The sequence below is a fragment of the Phyllobacterium myrsinacearum genome, assembly GCF_002980555.1.
Lineage (GTDB): Bacteria > Pseudomonadota > Alphaproteobacteria > Rhizobiales > Rhizobiaceae > Phyllobacterium > Phyllobacterium myrsinacearum.
Genome location: NZ_PVBT01000001.1, coordinates 736,393 through 756,467 on the forward strand (window position 1 = coordinate 736,393; position 20,075 = coordinate 756,467).

Annotated in this window: 24 protein-coding genes; 12 read left to right on the forward strand and 12 right to left on the reverse strand. The window is 60.2% G+C overall.

The annotated features are described in order from the left end of the window. The first annotated feature begins 367 nt into the window (after window positions 1–367). Window positions 368–589, forward strand: a complete 222-nt coding sequence (locus tag C5750_RS03480; RefSeq protein WP_105732446.1) for a DUF1127 domain-containing protein — start codon at window positions 368–370, stop codon at window positions 587–589. A 45-nt stretch (window positions 590–634) separates the two neighbouring features. Here C5750_RS03480 and C5750_RS03485 read toward each other — a convergent pair whose 3' ends face one another. From C5750_RS03485 to purC, 5 genes are all read right to left on the reverse strand, one after another. Beyond that, window positions 635–1,051, reverse strand: coding sequence for a hypothetical protein (locus C5750_RS03485; RefSeq protein WP_105732447.1), 417 nt, complete (start codon window positions 1,049–1,051; stop codon window positions 635–637). Window positions 1,052–1,083: 32 nt separating this feature from the next. Continuing rightward, complete coding sequence (locus C5750_RS03490; RefSeq protein WP_105732448.1) at window positions 1,084–1,743, reverse strand: glutathione S-transferase family protein; 660 nt, start codon at window positions 1,741–1,743, stop codon at window positions 1,084–1,086. 77 nt (window positions 1,744–1,820) lie between these two features. Then, window positions 1,821–2,489, reverse strand: coding sequence for a phosphoribosylformylglycinamidine synthase subunit PurQ (gene purQ, locus C5750_RS03495; RefSeq protein WP_105732449.1), 669 nt, complete (start codon window positions 2,487–2,489; stop codon window positions 1,821–1,823). Window positions 2,490–2,762: 273 nt separating this feature from the next. Then, window positions 2,763–3,002 carry a phosphoribosylformylglycinamidine synthase subunit PurS gene (purS, locus tag C5750_RS03500; protein WP_105732450.1) on the reverse strand — a complete coding sequence of 80 codons (240 nt, stop codon included), beginning with the start codon at window positions 3,000–3,002 and terminating at the stop codon, window positions 2,763–2,765. Between the two features lie 33 nt (window positions 3,003–3,035). Next, the gene (gene purC / locus C5750_RS03505) at window positions 3,036–3,800 is read right to left on the reverse strand and encodes a phosphoribosylaminoimidazolesuccinocarboxamide synthase (RefSeq protein ID WP_105732451.1); all 765 of its coding nucleotides are present in this window, start codon (window positions 3,798–3,800) and stop codon (window positions 3,036–3,038) included. 312 nt (window positions 3,801–4,112) lie between these two features. Here purC and C5750_RS03510 point away from each other — a divergent pair, with 312 nt between their 5' ends. Both C5750_RS03510 and C5750_RS03515 read left to right on the forward strand, forming a co-directional pair. Next, a complete protein-coding gene (locus C5750_RS03510; RefSeq protein ID WP_105732452.1) occupies window positions 4,113–4,430 on the forward strand; it encodes a DUF1476 domain-containing protein in 318 nt (105 codons plus the stop codon). A 122-nt stretch (window positions 4,431–4,552) separates the two neighbouring features. Further along, window positions 4,553–5,317, forward strand: coding sequence for an HpcH/HpaI aldolase family protein (locus tag C5750_RS03515; protein WP_105732453.1), 765 nt, complete (start codon window positions 4,553–4,555; stop codon window positions 5,315–5,317). On the opposite strand, the gene C5750_RS03520 is transcribed toward C5750_RS03515, so the two are convergent. Further along, the gene (locus C5750_RS03520; RefSeq protein ID WP_105732454.1) at window positions 5,312–5,860 is read right to left on the reverse strand and encodes an RBBP9/YdeN family alpha/beta hydrolase; all 549 of its coding nucleotides are present in this window, start codon (window positions 5,858–5,860) and stop codon (window positions 5,312–5,314) included. The genes C5750_RS03515 and C5750_RS03520 overlap by 6 nt on opposite strands. Before the next feature lie 175 nt (window positions 5,861–6,035). On the opposite strand from C5750_RS03520, the gene C5750_RS03525 reads away from it, so the two are divergent. Next, window positions 6,036–6,935: a VOC family protein gene (locus tag C5750_RS03525; RefSeq protein WP_105732455.1), complete on the forward strand. Its 900-nt coding sequence runs from the start codon at window positions 6,036–6,038 to the stop codon at window positions 6,933–6,935. 64 nt (window positions 6,936–6,999) lie between these two features. Here the strand turns inward: C5750_RS03525 and purB are convergent, their stop codons facing one another. The 5 genes from purB to C5750_RS03550 form a co-directional block, all read right to left on the reverse strand. Continuing rightward, on the reverse strand, window positions 7,000–8,307 hold the full coding sequence (gene purB, locus C5750_RS03530; protein WP_105732456.1) for an adenylosuccinate lyase: 1,308 nt from the start codon (window positions 8,305–8,307) through the stop codon (window positions 7,000–7,002). A 112-nt stretch (window positions 8,308–8,419) separates the two neighbouring features. Then, window positions 8,420–9,157 carry a DUF2259 domain-containing protein gene (locus C5750_RS03535; RefSeq protein ID WP_105732457.1) on the reverse strand — a complete coding sequence of 246 codons (738 nt, stop codon included), beginning with the start codon at window positions 9,155–9,157 and terminating at the stop codon, window positions 8,420–8,422. Then, window positions 9,157–9,831 (reverse strand): ribulose-phosphate 3-epimerase, encoded by a 675-nt coding sequence (gene rpe / locus C5750_RS03540; RefSeq protein ID WP_105732458.1) that lies wholly within the window; start codon window positions 9,829–9,831, stop codon window positions 9,157–9,159. The genes C5750_RS03535 and rpe overlap by 1 nt, the downstream gene beginning before the upstream one ends. A gap of 68 nt (window positions 9,832–9,899) precedes the next feature. Next, window positions 9,900–10,907, reverse strand: coding sequence for a P1 family peptidase (locus C5750_RS03545; protein WP_105732459.1), 1,008 nt, complete (start codon window positions 10,905–10,907; stop codon window positions 9,900–9,902). Then, entirely contained in the window at window positions 10,907–11,980 is a 1,074-nt protein-coding gene (locus C5750_RS03550; protein ID WP_105733095.1) for a branched-chain amino acid ABC transporter substrate-binding protein, read from the reverse strand. The genes C5750_RS03545 and C5750_RS03550 overlap by 1 nt, the downstream gene beginning before the upstream one ends. 237 nt (window positions 11,981–12,217) lie before the next feature. On the opposite strand from C5750_RS03550, the gene C5750_RS03555 reads away from it, so the two are divergent. From C5750_RS03555 to C5750_RS03590, 8 genes are all read left to right on the forward strand, one after another. Next, entirely contained in the window at window positions 12,218–12,718 is a 501-nt protein-coding gene (locus C5750_RS03555) for a flavin reductase (RefSeq protein ID WP_374042771.1), read from the forward strand. An 18-nt stretch (window positions 12,719–12,736) separates the two neighbouring features. Continuing rightward, entirely contained in the window at window positions 12,737–13,663 is a 927-nt protein-coding gene (locus tag C5750_RS03560) for an AAA family ATPase (RefSeq protein ID WP_105732460.1), read from the forward strand. Between the two features lies 1 nt (window position 13,664). Continuing rightward, on the forward strand, window positions 13,665–14,921 hold the full coding sequence (locus tag C5750_RS03565; RefSeq protein WP_105732461.1) for a vWA domain-containing protein: 1,257 nt from the start codon (window positions 13,665–13,667) through the stop codon (window positions 14,919–14,921). Between the two features lie 19 nt (window positions 14,922–14,940). Beyond that, a complete protein-coding gene (locus C5750_RS03570) occupies window positions 14,941–15,273 on the forward strand; it encodes an XdhC family protein (RefSeq protein ID WP_199537957.1) in 333 nt (110 codons plus the stop codon). Between the two features lie 9 nt (window positions 15,274–15,282). Further along, on the forward strand, window positions 15,283–15,996 hold the full coding sequence (locus tag C5750_RS03575; RefSeq protein ID WP_105732463.1) for an XdhC family protein: 714 nt from the start codon (window positions 15,283–15,285) through the stop codon (window positions 15,994–15,996). After that, entirely contained in the window at window positions 15,993–17,612 is a 1,620-nt protein-coding gene (locus C5750_RS03580; RefSeq protein ID WP_105732464.1) for an NTP transferase domain-containing protein, read from the forward strand. The genes C5750_RS03575 and C5750_RS03580 overlap by 4 nt, the downstream gene beginning before the upstream one ends. 15 nt (window positions 17,613–17,627) lie before the next feature. Then, a complete protein-coding gene (locus C5750_RS03585) occupies window positions 17,628–18,506 on the forward strand; it encodes an alpha/beta hydrolase family protein (RefSeq protein WP_105732465.1) in 879 nt (292 codons plus the stop codon). 128 nt (window positions 18,507–18,634) lie between these two features. Further along, the gene (locus tag C5750_RS03590) at window positions 18,635–19,081 is read left to right on the forward strand and encodes a hypothetical protein (RefSeq protein WP_105732466.1); all 447 of its coding nucleotides are present in this window, start codon (window positions 18,635–18,637) and stop codon (window positions 19,079–19,081) included. A gap of 55 nt (window positions 19,082–19,136) precedes the next feature. Here C5750_RS03590 and C5750_RS03595 read toward each other — a convergent pair whose 3' ends face one another. Continuing rightward, window positions 19,137–20,048: a diacylglycerol/lipid kinase family protein gene (locus tag C5750_RS03595; protein ID WP_105732467.1), complete on the reverse strand. Its 912-nt coding sequence runs from the start codon at window positions 20,046–20,048 to the stop codon at window positions 19,137–19,139. Window positions 20,049–20,075 lie beyond the last annotated feature (27 nt).

Here is a 20,075-nt window from a genome sequence, read left to right on the forward strand (position 1 = left end):
GAAATGCGGATAATTCGACCGGCAAGTATGAAAGCTTGTTGGTTTGCGCAGCAAACCAACGGCTGGGTTTCCGGCTGGCGGACACCCACTTTGTCAGGCAGCTTCGTCCGATGGGTAAACATTGGCCTCGCTACCTTCCGCGTGGATTGTCTCGCCATCCGGGAAACAGAACTGATCCAATATGGCCGCAAACCGCTCTAGGGCAGGACCGAAGCGCTCAGCGGCAGCGCCGCGGACAATGGCAGGCCGGTGCGAACGGCCTTGCCCGCCGCGATCAGGTCCGCTGATACCCGCCCTCAGTAAAATTGAATGAATTTTTTGTAATTTACATATATATTACATATTCAATCGTTTCAGGGAGGCGCATATGGGTACGACTTTTGTAGAACCTAACCGTCCCGCTATCCGGGGGCTGACCTATGCTTCACAGCCGGACTTCCTGTCACAATTTGCCGGGTGGGTGGAAAGCGCCCTGATGAAACGGCGCACGCGGCTTCAGCTCGGCAAGCTGAGCGACGAAGGGCTCAAGGATCTTGCCTTGACCCGCGACCATGTTGAGGCCGATCTCGACCGCTATCTGTCACTGTGACGGCTGCAAGCCGGTGCATACCGCACCGGCTTCCGTTGTCATTCTTCAGCCGCGCGCGGTGCAGGATGGTTGTCCTGCCGCCCAGCGGCGTATGTCGGATTCAATGCGATTTCCCATGGAATGTCCCATCAGCGGGCCAAAGGCCTCGACCTTGGCCGGGTTGCCTTCCGCATGAACGACCAGCAGCGGACGGCCGCCGGGATTGCCGGCTGGAACGACGAGGATGCGCGGCCGGCCGGAATAGGAATTCAGCTCCGGCGCGAGATGATAGGGCTTGAAAGCCGAATCCTTCGACTTGAACCAGCAATTGTTGGCGGCAAGGGCCACCCTCTCCATGGTGGCGAGGGCAGCCTTGTCCGAACCGAAGGCCAGGGAACCGGGCCCCGGTTTGCTGGGTGATTGGCATCCGGCAAGCGCCACGAGCGAAATCATCATGGCCATGCCAATCGTCTGCTTTTTCATCCAGCTATCTCCAATGATACAAGGGCGGTTGATCAGCTTGCCTCAAGTTCCCCGAGGAACACTTTCAAGGCATCCGTCATCTCGAACCAGACCAGCGATAGCACCGGATCCTGAACAATGAGTTGCTCATAGGCGTCGAATTTCGGAAAAGGTTCGAGCAGGCGCGAGCGGCGCGTCATCACCCGGAAATGGTTGAACAGGAAGCGGATGGGCGTCAGCCAGGCATCGGCCATGGTCATCTGCTTGCCCAGCGCATAGGGGCCATCTCCCATGCGGTGTTCGATTTCACGCAAACCGGCTTCCAGCTTGGCAAACAGTTTGGTGATCCGTGCGTCGTCCTTGGATTTGGTGTGAACGAGCTCGAAAAGCTCCATGACGGGAACGAGGATTTCCAGTTCGGCGATACGGGCGGCCATGCGCACCACGGCGCGGTCACGCGAATCTGCCGGCAACAGGACCGGCTCGGGAAAATGCTCTTCGAGATATTCGGAGATCACCGTCGCTTCGATGATGGTCAGGCCCGAGCCTGTAATCAGCACCGGAATACGGTTGAACGGGGAAATGCTGCGGAACTCTTCGGGTATCGGAAAACCCGGCGGCGGCGCTACGACCTTGATGGGGGCCTTCTTGTAGTAGGCGATGCAACGAACAATCGAGGAGTAGGGGGAGAGCGGCCGCGAATACAGTTTCATTCTCAATTCCTCCGTTTGAGTGCTGTTCCAGCCCATGGCGGGCCGGAACAGCATGGCTCAAGCGTATAGAATTTTACTCAGGCGGCAATCCCAAGAATGCCCGCAAACAGGGCGCGGCCATCCGAGCCGCCATGGGCCGCTTCAATCAGGTTCTCCGGATGCGGCATCATACCGAGAACATTGCCTTTTTCGCTGATGATACCGGCGATGTCATTCATGGCGCCGTTCGGATTTGTGCCTTCCGCATAGCGGAAAACCACCTGGCCTTCGCCCTCGATGCGGGCCAAAGTCGTTTCGTCAGCGAAGAAATTGCCGTCATGGTGCGCAACCGGGCAGCGGACGATCTGGCCATGCGAATAACCGCGGGTGAAGGCGGTATTGGCATTGGTCACTTCCAGCTTCACTTCGCGGCAGACAAATTTCAGCGACGCATTGCGCATCAGGGCACCGGGCAGGAGGCCCGCTTCCTGCAAGATCTGGAAGCCGTTGCACACGCCCATGACCACGACGCCCTTGTCGGCCTTTTCGCGGATCGCCTGCATGACGGGCATGCGCGCGGCAATGGCGCCGCACCGCAGATAGTCGCCATAGGAGAACCCGCCGGGAATGACGATCAGGTCGACATCGGGGATTTCCGTATCCGTCTGCCAGACCGTTTGGGGCGCCTGGCCGGAGATTTTCGTCAGCGCCGCAATCATGTCACGGTCGCGGTTGAGGCCCGGGAGAAGAACGACAGCTGATTTCATCGATAGAGCCCTTTCTGGCCATATTGGCCGTATTCTGTTTCTCGGATGGCGCGGCAATCCGCGCGGAAGGTGGTGAGGCCGATGTGGTTCATCGGACGAAGGCGCCTGACAAAGCGGGTGTCCGCCAGCCGGAAACCCGAAGGGACGGGGCCTGTTGCGCCAATTCCTGCGCAAAGCCACTCGCCCGCACGCAGAGTGCGGGTCTTCCTGTCTTTGCTTGATCTTGTCGCAACATGCCTCCGTCAGAATAGGCCAATATGGTCAGAAAGGGCTCTATACAAGCTCCACCGCGTAATCTTCGATGACGGTATTGGCGAGCAGCTTTTCGCACATCGCCTTGACGTTGGCTTCGGCAACGGCGCGGTCCTTGGTGTCGATCTCCACATCAAAGATCTTGCCCTGGCGTACGGATGCAACGCCATCGAAACCAAGACTGCCCAGCGCGCCGACAATTGCCTTGCCCTGCGGGTCAAGAACGCCATTCTTCAAGGTTACAGTGACACGTGCCTTCATCGATCGTCTTCTCCGAGATTGTTCAATCAGCGATTATTTAACGAGAACCGGCCCGGTCGGCCGCAACTGTTCATTTTCATTCATGATGCCCAGACGGCGGGCGACTTCCTGATAGGCCTCGATCAGACCGCCCATATCGCGGCGGAAACGGTCCTTATCAAGTTTTTCGCTGGTCTGGCTGTCCCACAGGCGGGCGGAATCAGGGGAAAACTCGTCGGCGACGACAATGCGCATCATGTCGCCTTCCCACAAACGGCCGCATTCGATCTTGAAATCGACGAGCTGGATACCGACGCCGAGGAACAGGCCGCTGAGGAAGTCGTTGACGCGGATGGCCAGCGCCATGATGTCATCGATTTCCTGCGGCGCAGCCCAGCCAAAGGCCGTGATGTGCTCTTCAGAGACCATCGGATCGTCCAGAACGTCGTTTTTGTAGTAAAATTCGATGATCGAGCGCGGCAGAACCGTGCCCTCTTCGATTCCAAGACGTTTTGCCAGCGAACCCGCCGCAATGTTGCGGACGACCACCTGCAGGGGAATGATTTCGACTTCCTTGATCAGCTGCTCACGCATGTTGAGGCGGCGGATGAAGTGCGTCGGAATACCCATGCGGTTGAGCTGGGTGAAAATGTACTCGGAAATCCGGTTGTTCAAAACACCTTTGCCATCAATGACTTCGTGCTTCTTTGGATGCAGCACGGTGGTGTCGTCTTTGAAATGTTGGACAAGTGTTCCTGGCTCGGGTCCTTCGTAAAGGATTTTGGCTTTGCCTTCGTAGACACGGCGGCGACGGTTCATTGCAGGTCTCTGGTATTGGAGTTATCGGTCGGCCTTGGTCACAGCCATCATGTTGGCGCGCTAACTATCGTAAAAGCAAGCATTCTACAATGATACTTTATGTAGGTCCCCGGAATTATGGGTTATATGGGCTTTTTACGACAATGTGACCCATGTTTGACTGAAGTGGTTCATTTCAGACTTCCGATTTCGTGCAGAATGGTTATATGAACCTAAGAAGCCATGCCAATCAGGGGCTTGCCCTAAAATTGCCAAGACCCGGGGGGCATCGTTCACCGGAATGACCAATTCATTTTGCGGGAGCAAGAGAGGATGACAATGGAAGATCGCGAAAATGCCTTTGAAAGCAAATATGCGCACGACGCGGAAGTTCGCTTTCGGGCAGAGGCACGGCGCAACAAGCTGATTGGCCTTTGGGCAGCGGAAAAGCTGGGCAAGACCGGCGAAGATGCGGAAGCCTATGCGCTTGAAGTCATCAAGGCGGATTTCCAGGAAGCCGGTGACGACGACGTTTTCCGCAAGATCCGCGCCGATTTCGATGCGGCAGGTGTCGATAAATCCGACCACCGCATCCGCCGGACCATGGATGAAATGCTGGAAGAAGCCATCCGCCAGATCCAGGGATCCTGATCTGTCCTGATCGGTCTTCGTAAAAACCGCCCTTCCGGGGCGGTTTTTTGTTGGTGCATCCTGGCCGTTTTTGCTTCACTCAGAGCTGAGTCGGCCATCAGCAACAATTTCCGGGAGAGATCATGTCGCTAGCGTCACGTCTGAAGGCGGGAGAAACGGTTTTTTCCGCCTGGTGCAACCTGCCTCATACGCTGGTCATGGAAACCCTGTGCCGGACGGATTTCACCGCCTTCATGCTCGACATGCAGCATGGCCCGTTCGATACGCAATCGGTTCTGCAGAGCGTCGGTATCATCCAGAGCGCAGGCAAGCACACGGTGGTGCGCATTCCCGTCGACCGGTTCGACATGGCAAGCCGGGCGCTGGATTTTGGCGCCGAGGGCATTATCGCGCCGATGATCAATTCAGTGGAGGATGCGCGGCGGTTTGCAGCGTCGATGAAATATCCGCCTGTTGGCGAGCGGTCGTGGGGGCAGTTGCGCGGCCGTCCGGCAAGCTATGGCGCGGGCGGTTCCGGCGGGTATCTGACCGAAGTCAATGCCAAGACGCTGGCTTTCGCGATGATCGAGACCCGTGCCGCCTTTACCGCGCTGGACGGCATTCTGGCTGTCGACGGCATTGACGGCGTCTTTGTCGGCCCCGCGGATTTTTCCATCGGCTGGAGCAACGGGGCTGAGGTGGATGCCGGAACGCAGGCGATCATCGAACCGCTGCGGGAAATCGCGGCCAAGGCGCACGCCGCAGGCAAGCTCTGCGGCATCTACGCGCCCAATGCGGAGCTTGCAAAGCGGTTCACCGGTCTCGGTTTCACCTATGTTCCCGTTTCCGTCGACACGGCCTATCTGCAGCTCGGTGTGCAGACATTGCTGGCAGCTATTCAATCATAGTTGCGAAAGGAACTTTGCAAACACCATCGTGCCTTCCGGCCAGGGTCCATGGCCGGATTCGGAATTGAGGTGGCCCGATTCACCGGCGTCGATGAACAGGGATCCCCAGGCAGCGGCCAGGTCTTCTGCGACAGCATATTCACAATAGTGATCATTGCGGCTGGCAACGACGATGGATGGAAATGTGAACGGCTCACGCGGGTAGGGGCCGAATGTCATCAGGTGCTTTGGCCGGATTTTCGGGTTCGACACATCAGGCGGCGTGACCAGAAATGCGCCTTTGATCTTGCTGCCGATCTGCGGCAAGGCGTGCACAAAGGTCGGCACCCCCAGCGAATGCGCGACGACGACAACCGGGCGGGTGGCTTCGTTGACGGATTTGACCACCTCGGCCACCCAGTCCGCGAGGACGGGTTTTGACCATTCCTTCTGCTCGACGCGCCGTGCCGTCGACAGCTTGGCCTCCCAGCGTGTCTGCCAGTGATCGGGACCGGAATTGGTATAACCGGGAATGATGAGGATATCTGCGTCTTGGACTTTCATGCTCCCCATTTAGGAAAAATATGCCGGGATCGCAACGGCGCAAAGTTGTAAACAATCCGGATTTGATGGTTCACGAATGGTGAACATGCTGTTCGCCGCTGCATGGCTTGTATCCGTTGACGTAACGGCCGACTTTAGATGCGATATATTAACAGGTGGATCGCCGGGAGTGCACATGAAGGTCACACGCAGAGATGTTGTCGGCGGTGCCGGTATGCTTGCCTTTCAGGCGATTGCGGGATCAGCCCGCGCGGAGACAGATATGAGCAGCATTCCCTTTGCAGCGACGGCCCCGACCCATGTGTCAAAAGTTGGCATCAAGGCGAAGGACGCCGATCAGCTGTCGAAATATTACAGCGAGGTTGTCGGCTTGCGGGAACTCTCCCGCAAAGGCCAGACAATTGTCCTTGGCGCAGGCGAGGTGCCTTTGCTCGAGATTGAGCAGGCGGCGGCGATCCGTGCCGACGATCCGCGCAGTGCCGGGCTTTATCACACGGCTTTTCTGCTGCCGCGCCGGGTCGATCTTGCCCGTTGGGCGCGGCGCGCCATTGACCAGCGCACGCCGATTGTCGGTGCATCGGACCATATTGTCAGCGAGGCCATCTATCTGACGGACCCGGAAGGCAATGGCATCGAGATTTATGCCGACCGCCCGCATGAGAACTGGAAATGGAACGGTTCATCGGTCGAGATGGGCACCGCTGCACTGGATGTCGGCAATCTGCTTGGCGAGCTAAAGCCGGATACGGCGGAATGGAATGGTGCGCCGGATGGCGCCATGGTCGGTCATCTGCATCTGCGGGTCGGCAATGCCGGGGATGCGGAGGCGTGGTGGCACCGGGAGCTCGGCATGCAGACCGTCGCCGGTTTCGGCGGCAGCGCCGTGTTCCTGTCAACCGGCGGCTACCATCACCATGTTGCCGCCAATTCCTGGCAGAGCCGGGGCGCTGGCAAGCGGGACAATGACCGTTCCGGTCTTGCCTGGGCCGAATTCGTGTCGAGCGATGCCCGGGACGAGCGGGAAATCGTCGATCCCTGGGGCAATGTCATGCGCATCGTGCCGGCAAAGGCCTGACCGGCTTCTGCCAATAAAAAGCCCGCGAAATCGCGGGCTTTTCTTTTGGTCCACGGGGGAATGCTCAAGCTTCGCCGAACACGCGCTTGAAAATCGTGTCGACATGCTTGGTGTGATAGCCAAGGTCGAATTTCTCGCGGATGGTTTCTTCCGGCAGCGCGGCGCGGACATCCGCATCGGCCAGCAGTTCCTCGAGGAAATCCTTGCCCTGTTCCCAGACTTTCATCGCGTTGCGCTGGACGAGGCGGTAGGAATCCTCGCGAGACACACCGGCCTGCGTGAGGGCAAGCAGAACACGCTGGGAGTGGATCAGGCCACGGAACTTGTTCATGTTTTTCAACATGTTGTCCGGATAGATCAACAGCTTGTCGATGACGCCGGTCATGCGGGCGAGGGCAAAATCAAGCGTGATCGTCGCGTCGGGGCCGATCATGCGCTCGACGGATGAATGCGAAATGTCGCGTTCGTGCCAGAGCGCCACATTTTCCATCGCAGGCAGGGCAAAGGCGCGCACCATGCGGGCAAGGCCGGTCATGTTTTCCGTCAGCACCGGATTGCGCTTGTGCGGCATGGCCGACGAACCCTTCTGGCCAGGGGAGAAATATTCCTCCGCTTCCAGGACTTCCGTGCGCTGCAGGTGGCGAATTTCAACGGAGAGGCGCTCGACCGACGAGGCGATGACGCCGAGCGTGGCAAAATACATGGCATGGCGGTCACGCGGGATGACCTGCGTGGAGACCGGCTCCGGCTCCATGCCCAGCGACTTGGCCACATGTTCTTCGACATAGGGATCGATATTGGCGAAGGTGCCGACAGCGCCGGAAATGGCGCAGGTGGCGATCTCGGCGCGTGCGGCCACGAGGCGGGTGCGGCAGCGCTCGAATTCGGCATAGGCCTGTGCCAGCTTGACGCCGAACGTCGTCGGCTCGGCATGGATGCCGTGGCTGCGGCCGATGGTGACCGTGTCCTTGTGCTCGAAAGCGCGCTTCTTCAGGGCGGCGAGCAGCTTGTCGAGGTCGGCCAGCAGAATATCGCTGGCACGCATCAGCTGGACATTGAAGCACGTATCGAGCACGTCAGACGAGGTCATGCCCTGATGCACGAAGCGCGCGTCGGGGCCGACGATCTCAGCCAGATGCGTCAGGAAGGCGATGACATCGTGCTTGGTCTCGCGCTCGATCTCGTCAATGCGGTCGATATCGAATGTCGCGGCCCCGCCCTTTTCCCAGATTGTCGCGGCGGCTTCCTTGGGAATGACGCCGAGTTCCGCCAGCGCATCGCAGGCATAGGCCTCGATTTCGAACCAGATGCGGAATTTCGTTTCCGGGGACCAGATGGCGACCATTTCGGGCCGCGAATAACGCGGGATCATTGTGTGTTCCTATAGGCAATCGGTGGGCGGATGAGTGTGAAACCTGCTCTAACAGACGAAGGCGCCGTACTCAACGCGCCATTTTCGGCCCGGCAGGGCAAATGACCGGAAATCAGCGTTGCGTGGTGACCGCCAGCCAGCGGTAATCGGGGCCTTCAAAGCCGATGGAACGGACAGCGATCAGAATGGCGAGGGCTGGTTTGCCATCCGAAAGGTAAAAGGTCTGGACGGCGCCGATGCTGTAGCCTTGCGGGCAGTTGCGGCTCGATGGGATGGATTTGTCTTCGTGCAGCGTCCTGACATCGGCTGATGTACCCTGCTGGATCGTCAGGCGAAATCCTTTGTACATCTCCGGTTCCGGGCATTTGTCCGGACGCGGGACATCGATTTCCTCAAGTTGCACCGTCAGCGGCTCGTCCATGGGAGGGAAAACCGGACGCGGATTGAATGTCACCTTGAACTTGTCGGCCGACAGCTCGGTGATCGGGCTGGCTGCAACCGTATCACCTGCATTGGCGCGCAGTTCCGTATCGGCAAGCCCGGTCAGCCCCTGTGCATCGCGGCCGGCCTTTTCACGCGCTTCGGCAAGCGAGGCCTTTTCATCGTCAAGGCGCACCCGGACCGGCGTCTTGGGAAGAAAGGCGTCGGTTGCCGTGTCGATGTAATAGCGGTTGGCGTAGGGAAAGCCGGAACCATCCTGCACGCCGTATTCCTCGAAGGCAAAAACCTTGCCGTCTTTGGAAAAGCCAAGAATGTCGAGCTTTGCAACATCTCCTGCCCGTGCCGCCACTGGCGAAAAACCCAGGACCAGAACGGCGAGGGCGGCGCGAAGCAGGAGGGAAAGGCGCATCACGAGCCCTTGACGGTTGCGTTGCGGATCAATTCGATATTGGCGCGGTAGCTTGCTTCCGATCCACCCTTGAACACGGCAGAACCGGCAACCAGCGCATTGGCGCCCGCCTGCGCCGCCAGACCGGCGGTATCGGCGGTGATCCCGCCATCCACTTCCAGATCGATCGGGCGGTCGCCGATCATCGCCTTGACCTTGCGGATCTTGTCCAGGGTCTCGGAAATGAATTTCTGGCCGCCAAAGCCGGGGTTGACGGTCATGACCAATATAAGGTCGACGTCATTCAGCATGTATTCGATGGCGGATTCCGGCGTGCCTGGGTTGATGGCGATCCCGGCCTTTTTGCCCAGCGCACGGATGGCCTGCAGCGAGCGATGGGCGTGCGGTCCGGCTTCGGCATGGATGGTGATGATGTCTGAGCCCGCCTTGGCAAAGGCTTCGAGATAGGGATCGCACGGGGAAATCATCAGATGCGTGTCGAAAACCGCTGACGTCAGCGGCCGGATCGCCTTGACCACTTCGGGACCGAAGGTGATGTTCGGCACGAAATGGCCGTCCATGACGTCGATATGCACCCAGTCGGCCCCTGCCTTGAGCACGGTGGTGACTTCCGAACCGAGCTTCGAAAAGTCCGAAGCGAGAATGGACGGGGCGATGACAAGCGGGCGGCTCATGGCGTTCTCCGGTGGAAATGTTGTGCGCGCCCGTTACCATGCGCGCCCGGAAGGCACAATGAAAACCGTCAGGGCCGGGTGTTCCACACAGGAAACAGGTCGTTTGGAGCCGCTGTTGCCGCAAAAACACCGCGTGCGACGGCGCGTGCCATGGTGGAAGCTGCCGCCGCACACAATTCGATGAATTCATCGATCTCAGGCGCGCGCCCGGCGGTGCCGGTGGCAAGGGCAAACACCAGATCGCCGTCGAATGGCGTATGCGAGGGCCAGATGGCGCGGGCAAAGCCATCATGCGCCGCAATGGCGAGACGCTTGGCTTGCGCCTTGGTCAATTGCAGATCGGTCGCGATGACACCGATGGTTGTGTTGGTGTCTGTTGCCGCTTCCTTGAATTTTGTCTTGATCTCCACCGCATCGGCGGGGAGCGGATGCGGCAGGCCAAGTCCGCCAAACTCATTGCCGATCTCGAAGGGGGCGGCCCAGAAGTGGCGGCTGCGCCCGACGGTCACCGATCCGAGCGCATTGACGGCCACCAGCGCGCCCATGGTTGCACCATTCGGCAGGATGGATGAGGCCGAGCCGAGCCCGCCTTTCAGGCCGGTGACCAGCGCGCCCGTACCTGCACCGGTGCTGCCGAGCGCAAAATCGCGCGATGCGGACTGCACGGCCTGATAGCCGAGCTCGCGATAGGGCGGGTAGAGGCCCCAGTCCTTGTCGCCGCCATTGATCAGGTCGAACAGAATGGCCGCCGGAACAATCGGAATGCGCTGGCCGCCAACCTTGAAGCCGATGCGCTTTTCGCGCAGGGCCGCCTGTACGCCCGACGCGGCATCGAGGCCAAAGGCCGAGCCGCCTGAGAGAACCAGCGCATTGATGGTTTCAACCGTATTGTGCGGTTCAAGCAGATCGGTTTCCCGGGTGCCGGGCGCGCCGCCAAGAACCTGCACGGCGGCTGTCGCGGGTTCGTCGCAGAGGATGACGGTGGTTCCCGATTTGATTGTTGCATCCGAGGCATTGCCGATGCTCAGTCCGGCGACGTCGGTGATGAGGTTGCGCGGCCCTGTCTTCAACGGCATCAATTGGTCTCCTGCACGAACTGTTTTCCATCATAGCGCTGCAGGCGAAACGTATCTGCAATGCGCTCGCCGCGGGCGTCGAACTGCACGGGGCCGATGGCGGTTTCAAAGACGTTTTTCTTGAGAAGATCGGATAGCGAACCGGCCTGGGCCTGCGCGGTTGTCAGCAGCTGGATGGCGACTTCCGCTGCAGCGTAGGCGGGAATGGCATAACCTTCTGGCGCCTTGCCGGCGAGTTCCATGGCATTGCGGGCGTTGCGGGCGCTTTCGAGGGTCTCCGGATCGCGCGGTGCGATCATCAGCGTTCCCGTAGACAGGTCACCGCCGCTCGCCGTTGCCTTGAGCGATTCACCGCCGATGATCGTCAGGGGATAGGCAAGCGCCACGGCGCTGCGGCCGATGGCAGCGACGTCATCCCGCTCACCGCCGACGAAGACCTGTGTCGCTCCGGCCCGCTTCAGGCGCCCGACCAGTGCATTCTGATTGTCGAGGCCGGGGCGGTAAGTATCGGCAAACACCGGCTTCAGGCCTTTTTCCTCGAGGCGTCCCCGCACCGTGGCGGCGATCTCGCGGCCGAAAATAGTGCCGTCATCGATGATGGCAAAGGGCAGGGTGCGCCAGAGGTTCACCAGTATGTCGCCGGTCTCGCGCGCGGCATTGCGTTCGGAGGAGGCAATGCGAAACACCGGATAGGGTGTATCTGCGCGCATTTCCGTCAGCGTCAGATCTCGAACGCCGGGTGTAATGACGGCAATGCCCTTCTGCCCGAGGATGGGCAGGGCAGCTTCGAGTGATTCCGAGCAGAGAAAACCGATGACAACAGTCGCATTGGCCAGCACCATTTCCCGGGCGGCGGCGGCCCCGCCTGCGGCATCGCATTTGTCGTCGGCCGTCACCACGCTGATGTCCTGCCCCTGCCTGTTGCCGGCAACCGCGGCATTGGCACCATCGACCATCTGATTGCCCAGCCGCGCGAACGAGCCGGAGAGCGGCGCGATAACGCCAATCTTATCCTGTGCAAAGGCGACACTGCTGCTCAACAGGCACAGACCAAGCGTTGCGGCTCGTATCATCGGATTCATTGCGATATTGCCGTACCTTCGAGATGGCGGATGACGAAACTTTCGATTTGGGTAACTGTTTCCTTCACTCTGTGCAATCCGGCTCTATATAAAAGGGTAAGCATAGCGCGATAATATTGGCGCATTCCGCCGGAAAGAGTCCAAGCCGCAGAAAAAATATTCTACAGCTATAGTTCGGGCGCGCGTTGCGTTAGTGATGATTTGGACAATGGAAATAAAACTGTGCTCATCGCCAAGGATCAGAAAATAGAACCGCTCGCATTCCGCAATGCCATGAGTCATTTTGCGGAAGCGGTCCATGTCATTACCACCGATGGGCCAGCGGGCAGGCGCGGGGTCACCATTTCGGCCGCATGTTCCGTATCCGACAATCCGGCCACCATTCTGGTCTGTTTGAACCGGCAGCACGAATTCAATCATCTTTTCATCGAAAATCAGGTTTTTGCGCTGAACGTGCTTTCGGCGGACCAGCGAGCGATTTCCGAGGCCTTTTCCGGCAAGGGGGATTTGCCGCAGGAAGACCGATTTGCCCTCGGGCAGTGGCAAACGCTGCAAACCGGCGCGCCGGTGCTGATGAATGCATTGGCCAGTTTCGATTGCCGCATCATTGCCACCCATGAGGTTGCCACACATTATGTCATCTATGGCAAGGTCACAGCGCTCAATACCGGGGAGCGCGGCCAGTCGCTTGTCTATCTCAACCGCTCCTATCATGGTGTAGGGGAATAGGTCCAAAACGGAGATTTCATGGCCGACCAGACTGTTTCATCATTGCCGCAATCGATCGACGCGACGCTGGCACTGCTTGAAACCGGTGGCTATGTGGCGGACCGGGCGCTGGCCACCGTGCTGTTTCTCAGCCTGCGCATGAAGCGGCCGCTATTTCTCGAGGGTGAAGCCGGTGTTGGCAAGACCGAGATTGCCAAGGTTCTTGCGTCGACACTGGATCGGCCGCTGATCCGCCTGCAATGCTATGAAGGCCTCGATATCTCCTCCGCCGTGTATGAATGGAATTACGCCGCGCAGATGATCGAGATCAGGCTGGATGAGGCGACAGGCATAGCCGACAAGACAGCCATCGAGCGTAATGTCTTTTCCGAAAAATTCCTGATCCGGCGGCCGGTTCTGCAGGCGCTTTCGGGCGAACCGGGCCGGGCGCCGGTGTTTCTGATCGATGAGCTGGACCGGACCGATGAAGCCTTCGAAGCGTTTCTGCTGGAAGTTCTGTCGGACTATCAGGTGACGGTGCCGGAACTCGGTACCATTGTTGCCGCCGAACCGCCGATTGTCATCATCACCACCAACCGCACGCGGGAAATCCACGACGCTCTGAAGCGCCGCTGCCTCTATCACTGGGTGGATTATCCCTCGGCGGAACGGGAGCTGGAAATCGTCCGGCGCAAGGTGCCTGCGGCCAATGAGCGGTTGTCGGCCGAAATTGTCCGCTACGTGCAGAAATTGCGCGACATGGACCTTTTCAAGCTGCCCGGCGTCGCCGAAACCATCGACTGGGCGGGTGCCCTGACCGAAATGGACAAGCTGGCGCTCGATCCGGAAACCATCTCCGACACAATCGGCGTGCTGCTCAAATATCAGGACGATATTGCGCGCATCGCAACGGGCGAAGGACGGCGCATCCTCGACGAGGTCAAGGCAGAATTGAACGCGGCTTGATATGGAGACATTTGCCTCTTCCCCGCAGACCGCCCGGCAGGATAGCCGGCTGGCGGACAATATCGTCTATTTTGCCAGGACCCTGCGCAAGGCCGGTTTGCGGGTCGGCCCGGCGGCAGTCAAGGACGCCATCGAGGCCGTGCTTGCGGGCGGCATCGGTTCGCGCGATGATTTTTACTGGACGCTGCACAGCGTCCTTGTCACCCGGCGCGAGGATCACGCCACCTTTGACGAGGCATTCCGGCTGTACTGGCGGTCGCGCGAGCTGATCGAAAAAATGCTGGCAATGTTCTCGCCGGTTGCCGTGGCACGGGAACGGCCGAAGCCGAAGGCGGCGGAAGCCCGCGTTGCCGAAGCCCTGTTCAAGGGCACTGCCCGCAACGCGCCGCAAGAGCGGCCGCCGGATATCGATATCGATGCGCGTTTTACCTTTTCCGGCAGGGAAGTGCTGCGGTCGAAGGATTTCGCCCAGATGACCGCCGATGAACTGGCGCAGGCGCGGCGCGCCATGGATCAGCTCCGGCTGCCGGTCGATGAAGTGGCGACGCGCCGGTTCCGGGCCGATCCGAAAGGCTCCCGCATTGATCCGAGGGCGATGATGCGGTCGAGCCTGAAAACCGGCGGCGATCTCATCCTGCCGAAATTCCGCTCGCGGCGGGAAATACACCCGCCCCTGGTGGTTCTTGCCGATATTTCCGGCTCGATGAGCCAGTATACCCGCATTTTCCTGCATTTCATGCATGCGATGATGGCCAAGCGCCGCCGCGTGCATTGTTTTGTCTTCGGAACACGGCTGAGCAACATCACCCGCCCGCTGCGTTACCGAGACCCGGACGATGCGATTGCGCACTGCACCGGCGCCGTACAGGACTGGTCGGGCGGAACGCGCATCGGCGAGACGCTGCGTGTGTTCAACCGCCAGTGGTCGCGCCGGGTGCTCGGGCAGGGTGCGGTGGTGCTGCTGATTACCGATGGCCTTGAGCGCGAGGAAACCAGCGGGCTTGAAGCGGAGATGGAGCGGCTGGCAAAATCCTGCCGCCGCCTGATCTGGCTGAACCCGCTGCTGCGCTTTGAAGGCTTCGAGCCGCGCGCCCGCGGCGTCAGGGCCATGCTGCCCTATGTCGATGATTTTCGCGCCGTGCACAATCTCGATGCGCTGGAGGATTTGTGCCGGGCGTTGAGCCGCCCATCGGAACAGTGCGATGATCCCAAGCGCTGGTTGCAAAGTTCTTCCCAGCAACCCAGCTTATACGCATAATGGTGCGGGAGGCATGGCTATGACACAGCAAAGCACAAGTGAACACGATCCACTGCTCGTCGCCGAGCACTGGATGTCTGATGGCCGTGACGTTGCTATTGCCACGGTCATCGAAACCTGGGGATCGGCGCCGCGTCCGGTCGGCAGTCATCTCGTCATTGATGAGAAGGGCAATTTTGAAGGTTCGGTCTCCGGCGGCTGTGTCGAGGGGGCGGTGATTGCCGAGGCCATGGACGTGATCACGACTGGCGAACCCCGGCTGCTGGAGTTTGGCGTTGCCGACGAAACGGCGTGGCAGGTCGGGCTGTCCTGCGGCGGCCGCATCAAAGTCTATGTTGAACGGCTTGGCTGAGATTGCATCATGGATCCCTACTGCCTCAAAAAACTGAATATTGAACGCCTGGCTCGCAGGGCGGCGCTGCTGTTGACCGACCTTGGAGACGGCCGTGACCGGGTCATCAGGGAGGGCGATCCCGTCGCCGGGCAACTCGGCGAGGTGATCGCGAAGGCATTCCTGTCCGGACAGTCCGGTGTCGCCGCGGTGGACGGCCGGTCGTTCTTTCTCAATGTTCACCTGCCGCCGCCGCGTCTCGTGGTCATCGGCGCCGTGCATATCAGCCAGGCACTGGCGCCGATGGCACGGCTTGCGGGCTATGACATGGAGATCATCGATCCACGCACGGCCTTCGCCACGCCGGACCGTTTTCCCGAGGTACGGCTTTTGGCTGAATGGCCGCAGGAAGCGCTGAAAACCCATCCGCTCGATGCCTATACGGCTGTCGCCGTGGTGACTCACGACCCGAAGATTGACGATTATGCGCTGGAACAGGCCGTGAAGGCCGGATGCTTCTATGTCGGTGCACTCGGCAGCCGCAAAACCCACGCCAAACGGGTGGAGCGGTTGCAGGCGCTCGGCCTTGATGAGCAAAGCATTGCCGGCATCCACGCGCCGATCGGCCTCGACATCGGTGCGGCAAGTCCGGCGGAAATTGCCGTCGCGGTGCTGGCGGAAGTCATCAAGGCCTTCCGGGCGCGCCGGCTGCGCACGGCCCAAACACTGGAAAAGACCGCATGATTTTCGGCGATATACCGCTTGATCAGGCCATCGGTGCCATTCTCGCCCATTCCACCCATGCGGGCGCGGTGAAGCTGAAGAAGGGACATGTCCTGACCGGGGACGATATTGCGCAATTGCGCGGTGCCGGCGTTACCCACGTCACGGCGGCGCGCCTTGACGCCGGTGATGTCGAGGAAAATACCGCCGCCCGGCAGATAACCGCTGCCTTGCAGTGCTTCGGCGTTCAGGCAGGGCCTGCCTCCACGGGACGGGTGAACTGCTACGCGCAGACCGCCGGACTGTTTACGGTGGATGCCGCCCTGATCAATGCGATCAATTCGGTCGATCCATCGGTCACGATAGCCACGCTCAAACCATTCGAGCGGGTGGAGCCGGGGCAGATGGTTGTCACCATCAAGATCATCCCCTTTGCCGTGCCGAAGGCCGTTCTGGATGAAATTGCCGCGCTTGCCCATCAGCGCGATGCTTTTGGCGTCCATGCTTTTACCGGTGCCCGCATCGGCCTGATCCAGACGACGCTGACCTCGGTCAAGCCCTCCGTGCTCGACAAGACGACACGGGTCGTCGATGCGCGCGTGAGCGCCAGCGGCGGTAGCCTGATCGGAGAATTGCGTCCGGCCCACGAGGCAGGGGCGCTGGCGGCCTCCATCCGGCAGATGCATCGCAACAGCGATATGGTGATCATTTTCGGCGCATCCGCCGTGGTCGACAGGGATGATGTGGTTCCCGCGGCCATTCGGGACGTGGGGGGCATTGTTCATCACGTCGGCATGCCCGTCGATCCCGGCAACCTGCTGGTACTGGGCGAACTGGGCGGCAAGCCGGTCATCGGCGCGCCCGGCTGCGCCCGCAGCCCGAAGGAAAACGGTTTCGACTGGGTGATTGACCGTCTTATGGCCGATATTCCGGTCACCAAGGCGGATATTGTCGGTATGGGCGTTGGCGGCCTGCTGATGGAAATTCCGACCCGGCCGCAGCCAAGGGATCCGAGGCCGCCGCTGCCACGGCCAGCGGTCGCCATAGCCGTTCTTGCCGCTGGACGGTCAAGCCGCATGGGCGGTGCCAACAAATTGCTGGCCACGTTCGATGGCGTGCCGCTGATCCGCCGTTCGGCGGAACTGGCAGTCCAGGCCGGAGGCGAGCCGGTGATTGCCGTACTCGGCTACATGGCGCAGGAATGCAGCGCCGCGCTGGACGGATTGCCGGTGAACATTGTGCTCAACACGGATCATGCCAGCGGGCTTGCCTCGTCACTGCACGCCGCCATCCGCGACGTTCCCGCCTCATCGGATGGTGTGATGATCATGCTTGCGGATATGCCTGCCTTGTCCGCATCGGATCTGCAAATGATGATCCGGCAATTCCAGGGTGTCGGCGGGCAAACGGTCGTCCGGGCAACCTTCAAGGGCAAACGCGGCAATCCCGTCATCCTGCCGCGCTTCCTGTTTGATGAGGTGTTCACGCTGGCGGGCGATGTGGGTGCGCGGCATCTGGTGGAGCGCGGCGATATTCCGGTCATTGATGTGGAGCTTGGCGAAGCGGCGGCCATTGACGTCGATACGCCCGATATGCTTCGGCTGGCCGGCGGCACCATCGTGGAGCCGGTGCGGTAATCAGGGGATTTGCATTTGTTCAGGACTATTTTTCTTGGCGCGCTGGCTGCCGTCGGTCTTTCCAGCGCGACACTTGCCGCGCAGCTTGCGCCGTTCAAGGACGACTTGTTTGCCTATCCCGGCATCATGAAGACGGCCGACGGCGGCGACTACATCGTGGTCGATTACAATGAGATGCGCGATATCAATGGCCGCGACGAGGTGCCGGAACTGCGGGTCAAGCGACGCTATATCGACCTTGCCGCCAAGCGGATGCAGAAGGATCTGGTGGTGACCACCGCCAGCGGGCCGATCAAGGTGATGGCCGCCGGGAAAATCGAACCCGGTGCATCCGTGATCACGATCTATCTGCACGGGCAGGGCGGTAACCGCCAGCAGGGCATGAATGATTTTACCTTCGGCGGCAACTTCAACCGCATCAAGAACCTGATGGTTCTCAATGGCGGGCTCTATCTCACGCCCGATTTCCGCGACTTTGGCGACAAGGGTGTGGCGCAGGTTGCCGGGCTCATTGCCTATTTCAAGTCGCAATCGCCGCAGGCAAAGCTGTTCGTCGCCTGCGGTTCCATGGGCGGCTCGCTGTGCTGGGGACTGTCACAGGACGCCGAAGCCGCGAAAAACATTTCCGGCCTGGTCATGCTGGGTTCCCTGTGGGAGGACAAGTTCACCGGTTCGCCCGCCTACAAGCGGCGCATACCGGTTTTCTTTGGTCACGGCAGCCGCGATCCGGTGTTCGCGATCGATAACCAGGAGGCGTTTTACCAGAAGATACGCAGCACCACGAAAGGCTATCCGGTGCGCTTCGTCCGTTTCGAGACAGGCAACCACGGAACGCCCATCCGCATGTCGGATTGGCGCGGCGTTCTGAACTGGATGCTCAGTGTTTCACCATAAGGCGCGATCTGGGGATTGTGGCAATAAAGTCCCATTGTGGCGATTGTGCCACTAGACAAATGGGTAAAAGCGAATAGTTTCCGGCCTAAACAGACATCATCCTGCGACGAGACTTTGCGGAGAAAGCCATGCGCCTGCCTACCTCTATTCTAAGCCGGATTGCCCCCCTGGCAGTTCTCATTCCTCTTGCCGCATGTTCCACAACCGGCGAGCCCAGCGCAGGCCCGACATTCGCAACCTTCTCTCCCGTCCGCCCGCCCGTCAGTTCGGAACTTGCGGCGCCGTGCATCGCTGCCGCAGCAAGCAAATACGTGCTTTCGGCGAGCAACATCAAGGCCGTGGACGAGCGCGCCGTCGGCGGCGGCGTCAACGAAGTCTCCCTGAAAGTCGATATCCGCAACGCGCTGTGCACCGTCACCGACAAGGGCAAAGTCCGCTCCGTCGTCGACACCATGCCGAAGAGCGCCGATCAGGTTGCTGCCGAAGAAGCGGCCGCTGCCAAGAAAGCAGCTGGCGGTACCGCAGCTCCGGCCAAAAAGTCGAAGAAGAAGCAGGCACAGCAGCAGGAAGGCTGATCGCCTTCAGGTTTCATGCAAACGGCGTGGCGAAAGCCACGCCGTTTTTGTTTTTTCACCCGGATGCCGGCTCGGCCGGAACCAGCACTTTCAGCGCGCCCGCATGCACCTTGATGACGACGTCGCGCTCCAGCGGGATGAGTTCGCCGTCGATGGTCGCTTTCTTGCGGTGATGAAGATGCGGAAAATGCAGGCCGACTTCCCTGGCCAGTATCTCGTCGACGTCGTTGTTGTTGCGCCACGAGCCCATCAGGATGGTGGCGGCCAATTTGGTAAGGGATGACAGCGATATCCGTTCGGCGATGTACAGGCCAAGTTTCCCCTGGTCCAGCCTGTCGGCGATTGGCATCAGACCCCGGCCATAGGGGTTGTTGGAGACGGAAATGGCCGAGACCGTGCGCTCGTCCGGTACACCATCGACAGTCAGCCGGACGGCAAAGCGCGGCGGGCGCCCCATCACCCTGGCGAATGCCCGCATGCTGGCCAGACGTTTGCCCCACTGGGAATTGTATTCGAGCGTGTTGCGCAGCTTGATCATCCGCGGTTGAAAGCCGATGGAGAACTGATGCACGAAGGCGCGGTCGTTGGCGGTCGAGATATCGGCTGCGGTTATCACGCCGCTGGCAAGGCTCTCCAGCGCGGCATTCAGCTCAAGCGGTATTTTCAGGGAGCGGGCGAACAGGTTCATGGTTCCGGCAGGCAGAACCGCCAGGGGAACGCCCGTCTTCCAGGCGAGGGCCGCCGCGGCGGAGATGGTTCCGTCACCGCCGCCGGCCATCAGCACGCCATCCCGATCCCGCGCGGCGGCCGTCTCAAGCGCCTTCACGATGTCCTTGCCGGCCACGATATCGCTCTGGAAGGCATGCCCATGCTGTTCGAAGATGTCCTTGGCCTTCAGGGCGAATGCGGTAATGTCCATGGTGCGGAAGGTGCCGCCATCGCGGTTGAAAACGGCGTGAACCTGCATGAATACTCCCCGATGACTGCTGCGATC

Excerpts from the sequence above, each read along its gene's own strand:
- C5750_RS03480 (WP_105732446.1), top strand. The coding sequence starts at position 368 with ATGGGTACGACTTTTGTAGAACCTAACCGTCCCGCTATCCGGGGGCTG.
- C5750_RS03485 (WP_105732447.1), bottom strand. The coding sequence starts at position 1,051 with ATGAAAAAGCAGACGATTGGCATGGCCATGATGATTTCGCTCGTGGCG.
- C5750_RS03490 (WP_105732448.1), bottom strand. The coding sequence starts at position 1,743 with ATGAAACTGTATTCGCGGCCGCTCTCCCCCTACTCCTCGATTGTTCGT.
- purQ (WP_105732449.1), bottom strand. The coding sequence starts at position 2,489 with ATGAAATCAGCTGTCGTTCTTCTCCCGGGCCTCAACCGCGACCGTGAC.
- purS (WP_105732450.1), bottom strand. The coding sequence starts at position 3,002 with ATGAAGGCACGTGTCACTGTAACCTTGAAGAATGGCGTTCTTGACCCG.
- purC (WP_105732451.1), bottom strand. The coding sequence starts at position 3,800 with ATGAACCGTCGCCGCCGTGTCTACGAAGGCAAAGCCAAAATCCTTTAC.
- C5750_RS03510 (WP_105732452.1), top strand. The coding sequence starts at position 4,113 with ATGACAATGGAAGATCGCGAAAATGCCTTTGAAAGCAAATATGCGCAC.
- C5750_RS03515 (WP_105732453.1), top strand. The coding sequence starts at position 4,553 with ATGTCGCTAGCGTCACGTCTGAAGGCGGGAGAAACGGTTTTTTCCGCC.
- C5750_RS03520 (WP_105732454.1), bottom strand. The coding sequence starts at position 5,860 with ATGAAAGTCCAAGACGCAGATATCCTCATCATTCCCGGTTATACCAAT.
- C5750_RS03525 (WP_105732455.1), top strand. The coding sequence starts at position 6,036 with ATGAAGGTCACACGCAGAGATGTTGTCGGCGGTGCCGGTATGCTTGCC.
- purB (WP_105732456.1), bottom strand. The coding sequence starts at position 8,307 with ATGATCCCGCGTTATTCGCGGCCCGAAATGGTCGCCATCTGGTCCCCG.
- C5750_RS03535 (WP_105732457.1), bottom strand. The coding sequence starts at position 9,157 with ATGCGCCTTTCCCTCCTGCTTCGCGCCGCCCTCGCCGTTCTGGTCCTG.
- rpe (WP_105732458.1), bottom strand. The coding sequence starts at position 9,831 with ATGAGCCGCCCGCTTGTCATCGCCCCGTCCATTCTCGCTTCGGACTTT.
- C5750_RS03545 (WP_105732459.1), bottom strand. The coding sequence starts at position 10,907 with ATGCCGTTGAAGACAGGGCCGCGCAACCTCATCACCGACGTCGCCGGA.
- C5750_RS03550 (WP_105733095.1), bottom strand. The coding sequence starts at position 11,980 with ATGATACGAGCCGCAACGCTTGGTCTGTGCCTGTTGAGCAGCAGTGTC.
- C5750_RS03560 (WP_105732460.1), top strand. The coding sequence starts at position 12,737 with ATGGCCGACCAGACTGTTTCATCATTGCCGCAATCGATCGACGCGACG.
- C5750_RS03565 (WP_105732461.1), top strand. The coding sequence starts at position 13,665 with ATGGAGACATTTGCCTCTTCCCCGCAGACCGCCCGGCAGGATAGCCGG.
- C5750_RS03570 (WP_199537957.1), top strand. The coding sequence starts at position 14,941 with ATGACACAGCAAAGCACAAGTGAACACGATCCACTGCTCGTCGCCGAG.
- C5750_RS03575 (WP_105732463.1), top strand. The coding sequence starts at position 15,283 with ATGGATCCCTACTGCCTCAAAAAACTGAATATTGAACGCCTGGCTCGC.
- C5750_RS03580 (WP_105732464.1), top strand. The coding sequence starts at position 15,993 with ATGATTTTCGGCGATATACCGCTTGATCAGGCCATCGGTGCCATTCTC.
- C5750_RS03590 (WP_105732466.1), top strand. The coding sequence starts at position 18,635 with ATGCGCCTGCCTACCTCTATTCTAAGCCGGATTGCCCCCCTGGCAGTT.
- C5750_RS03595 (WP_105732467.1), bottom strand. The coding sequence starts at position 20,048 with ATGCAGGTTCACGCCGTTTTCAACCGCGATGGCGGCACCTTCCGCACC.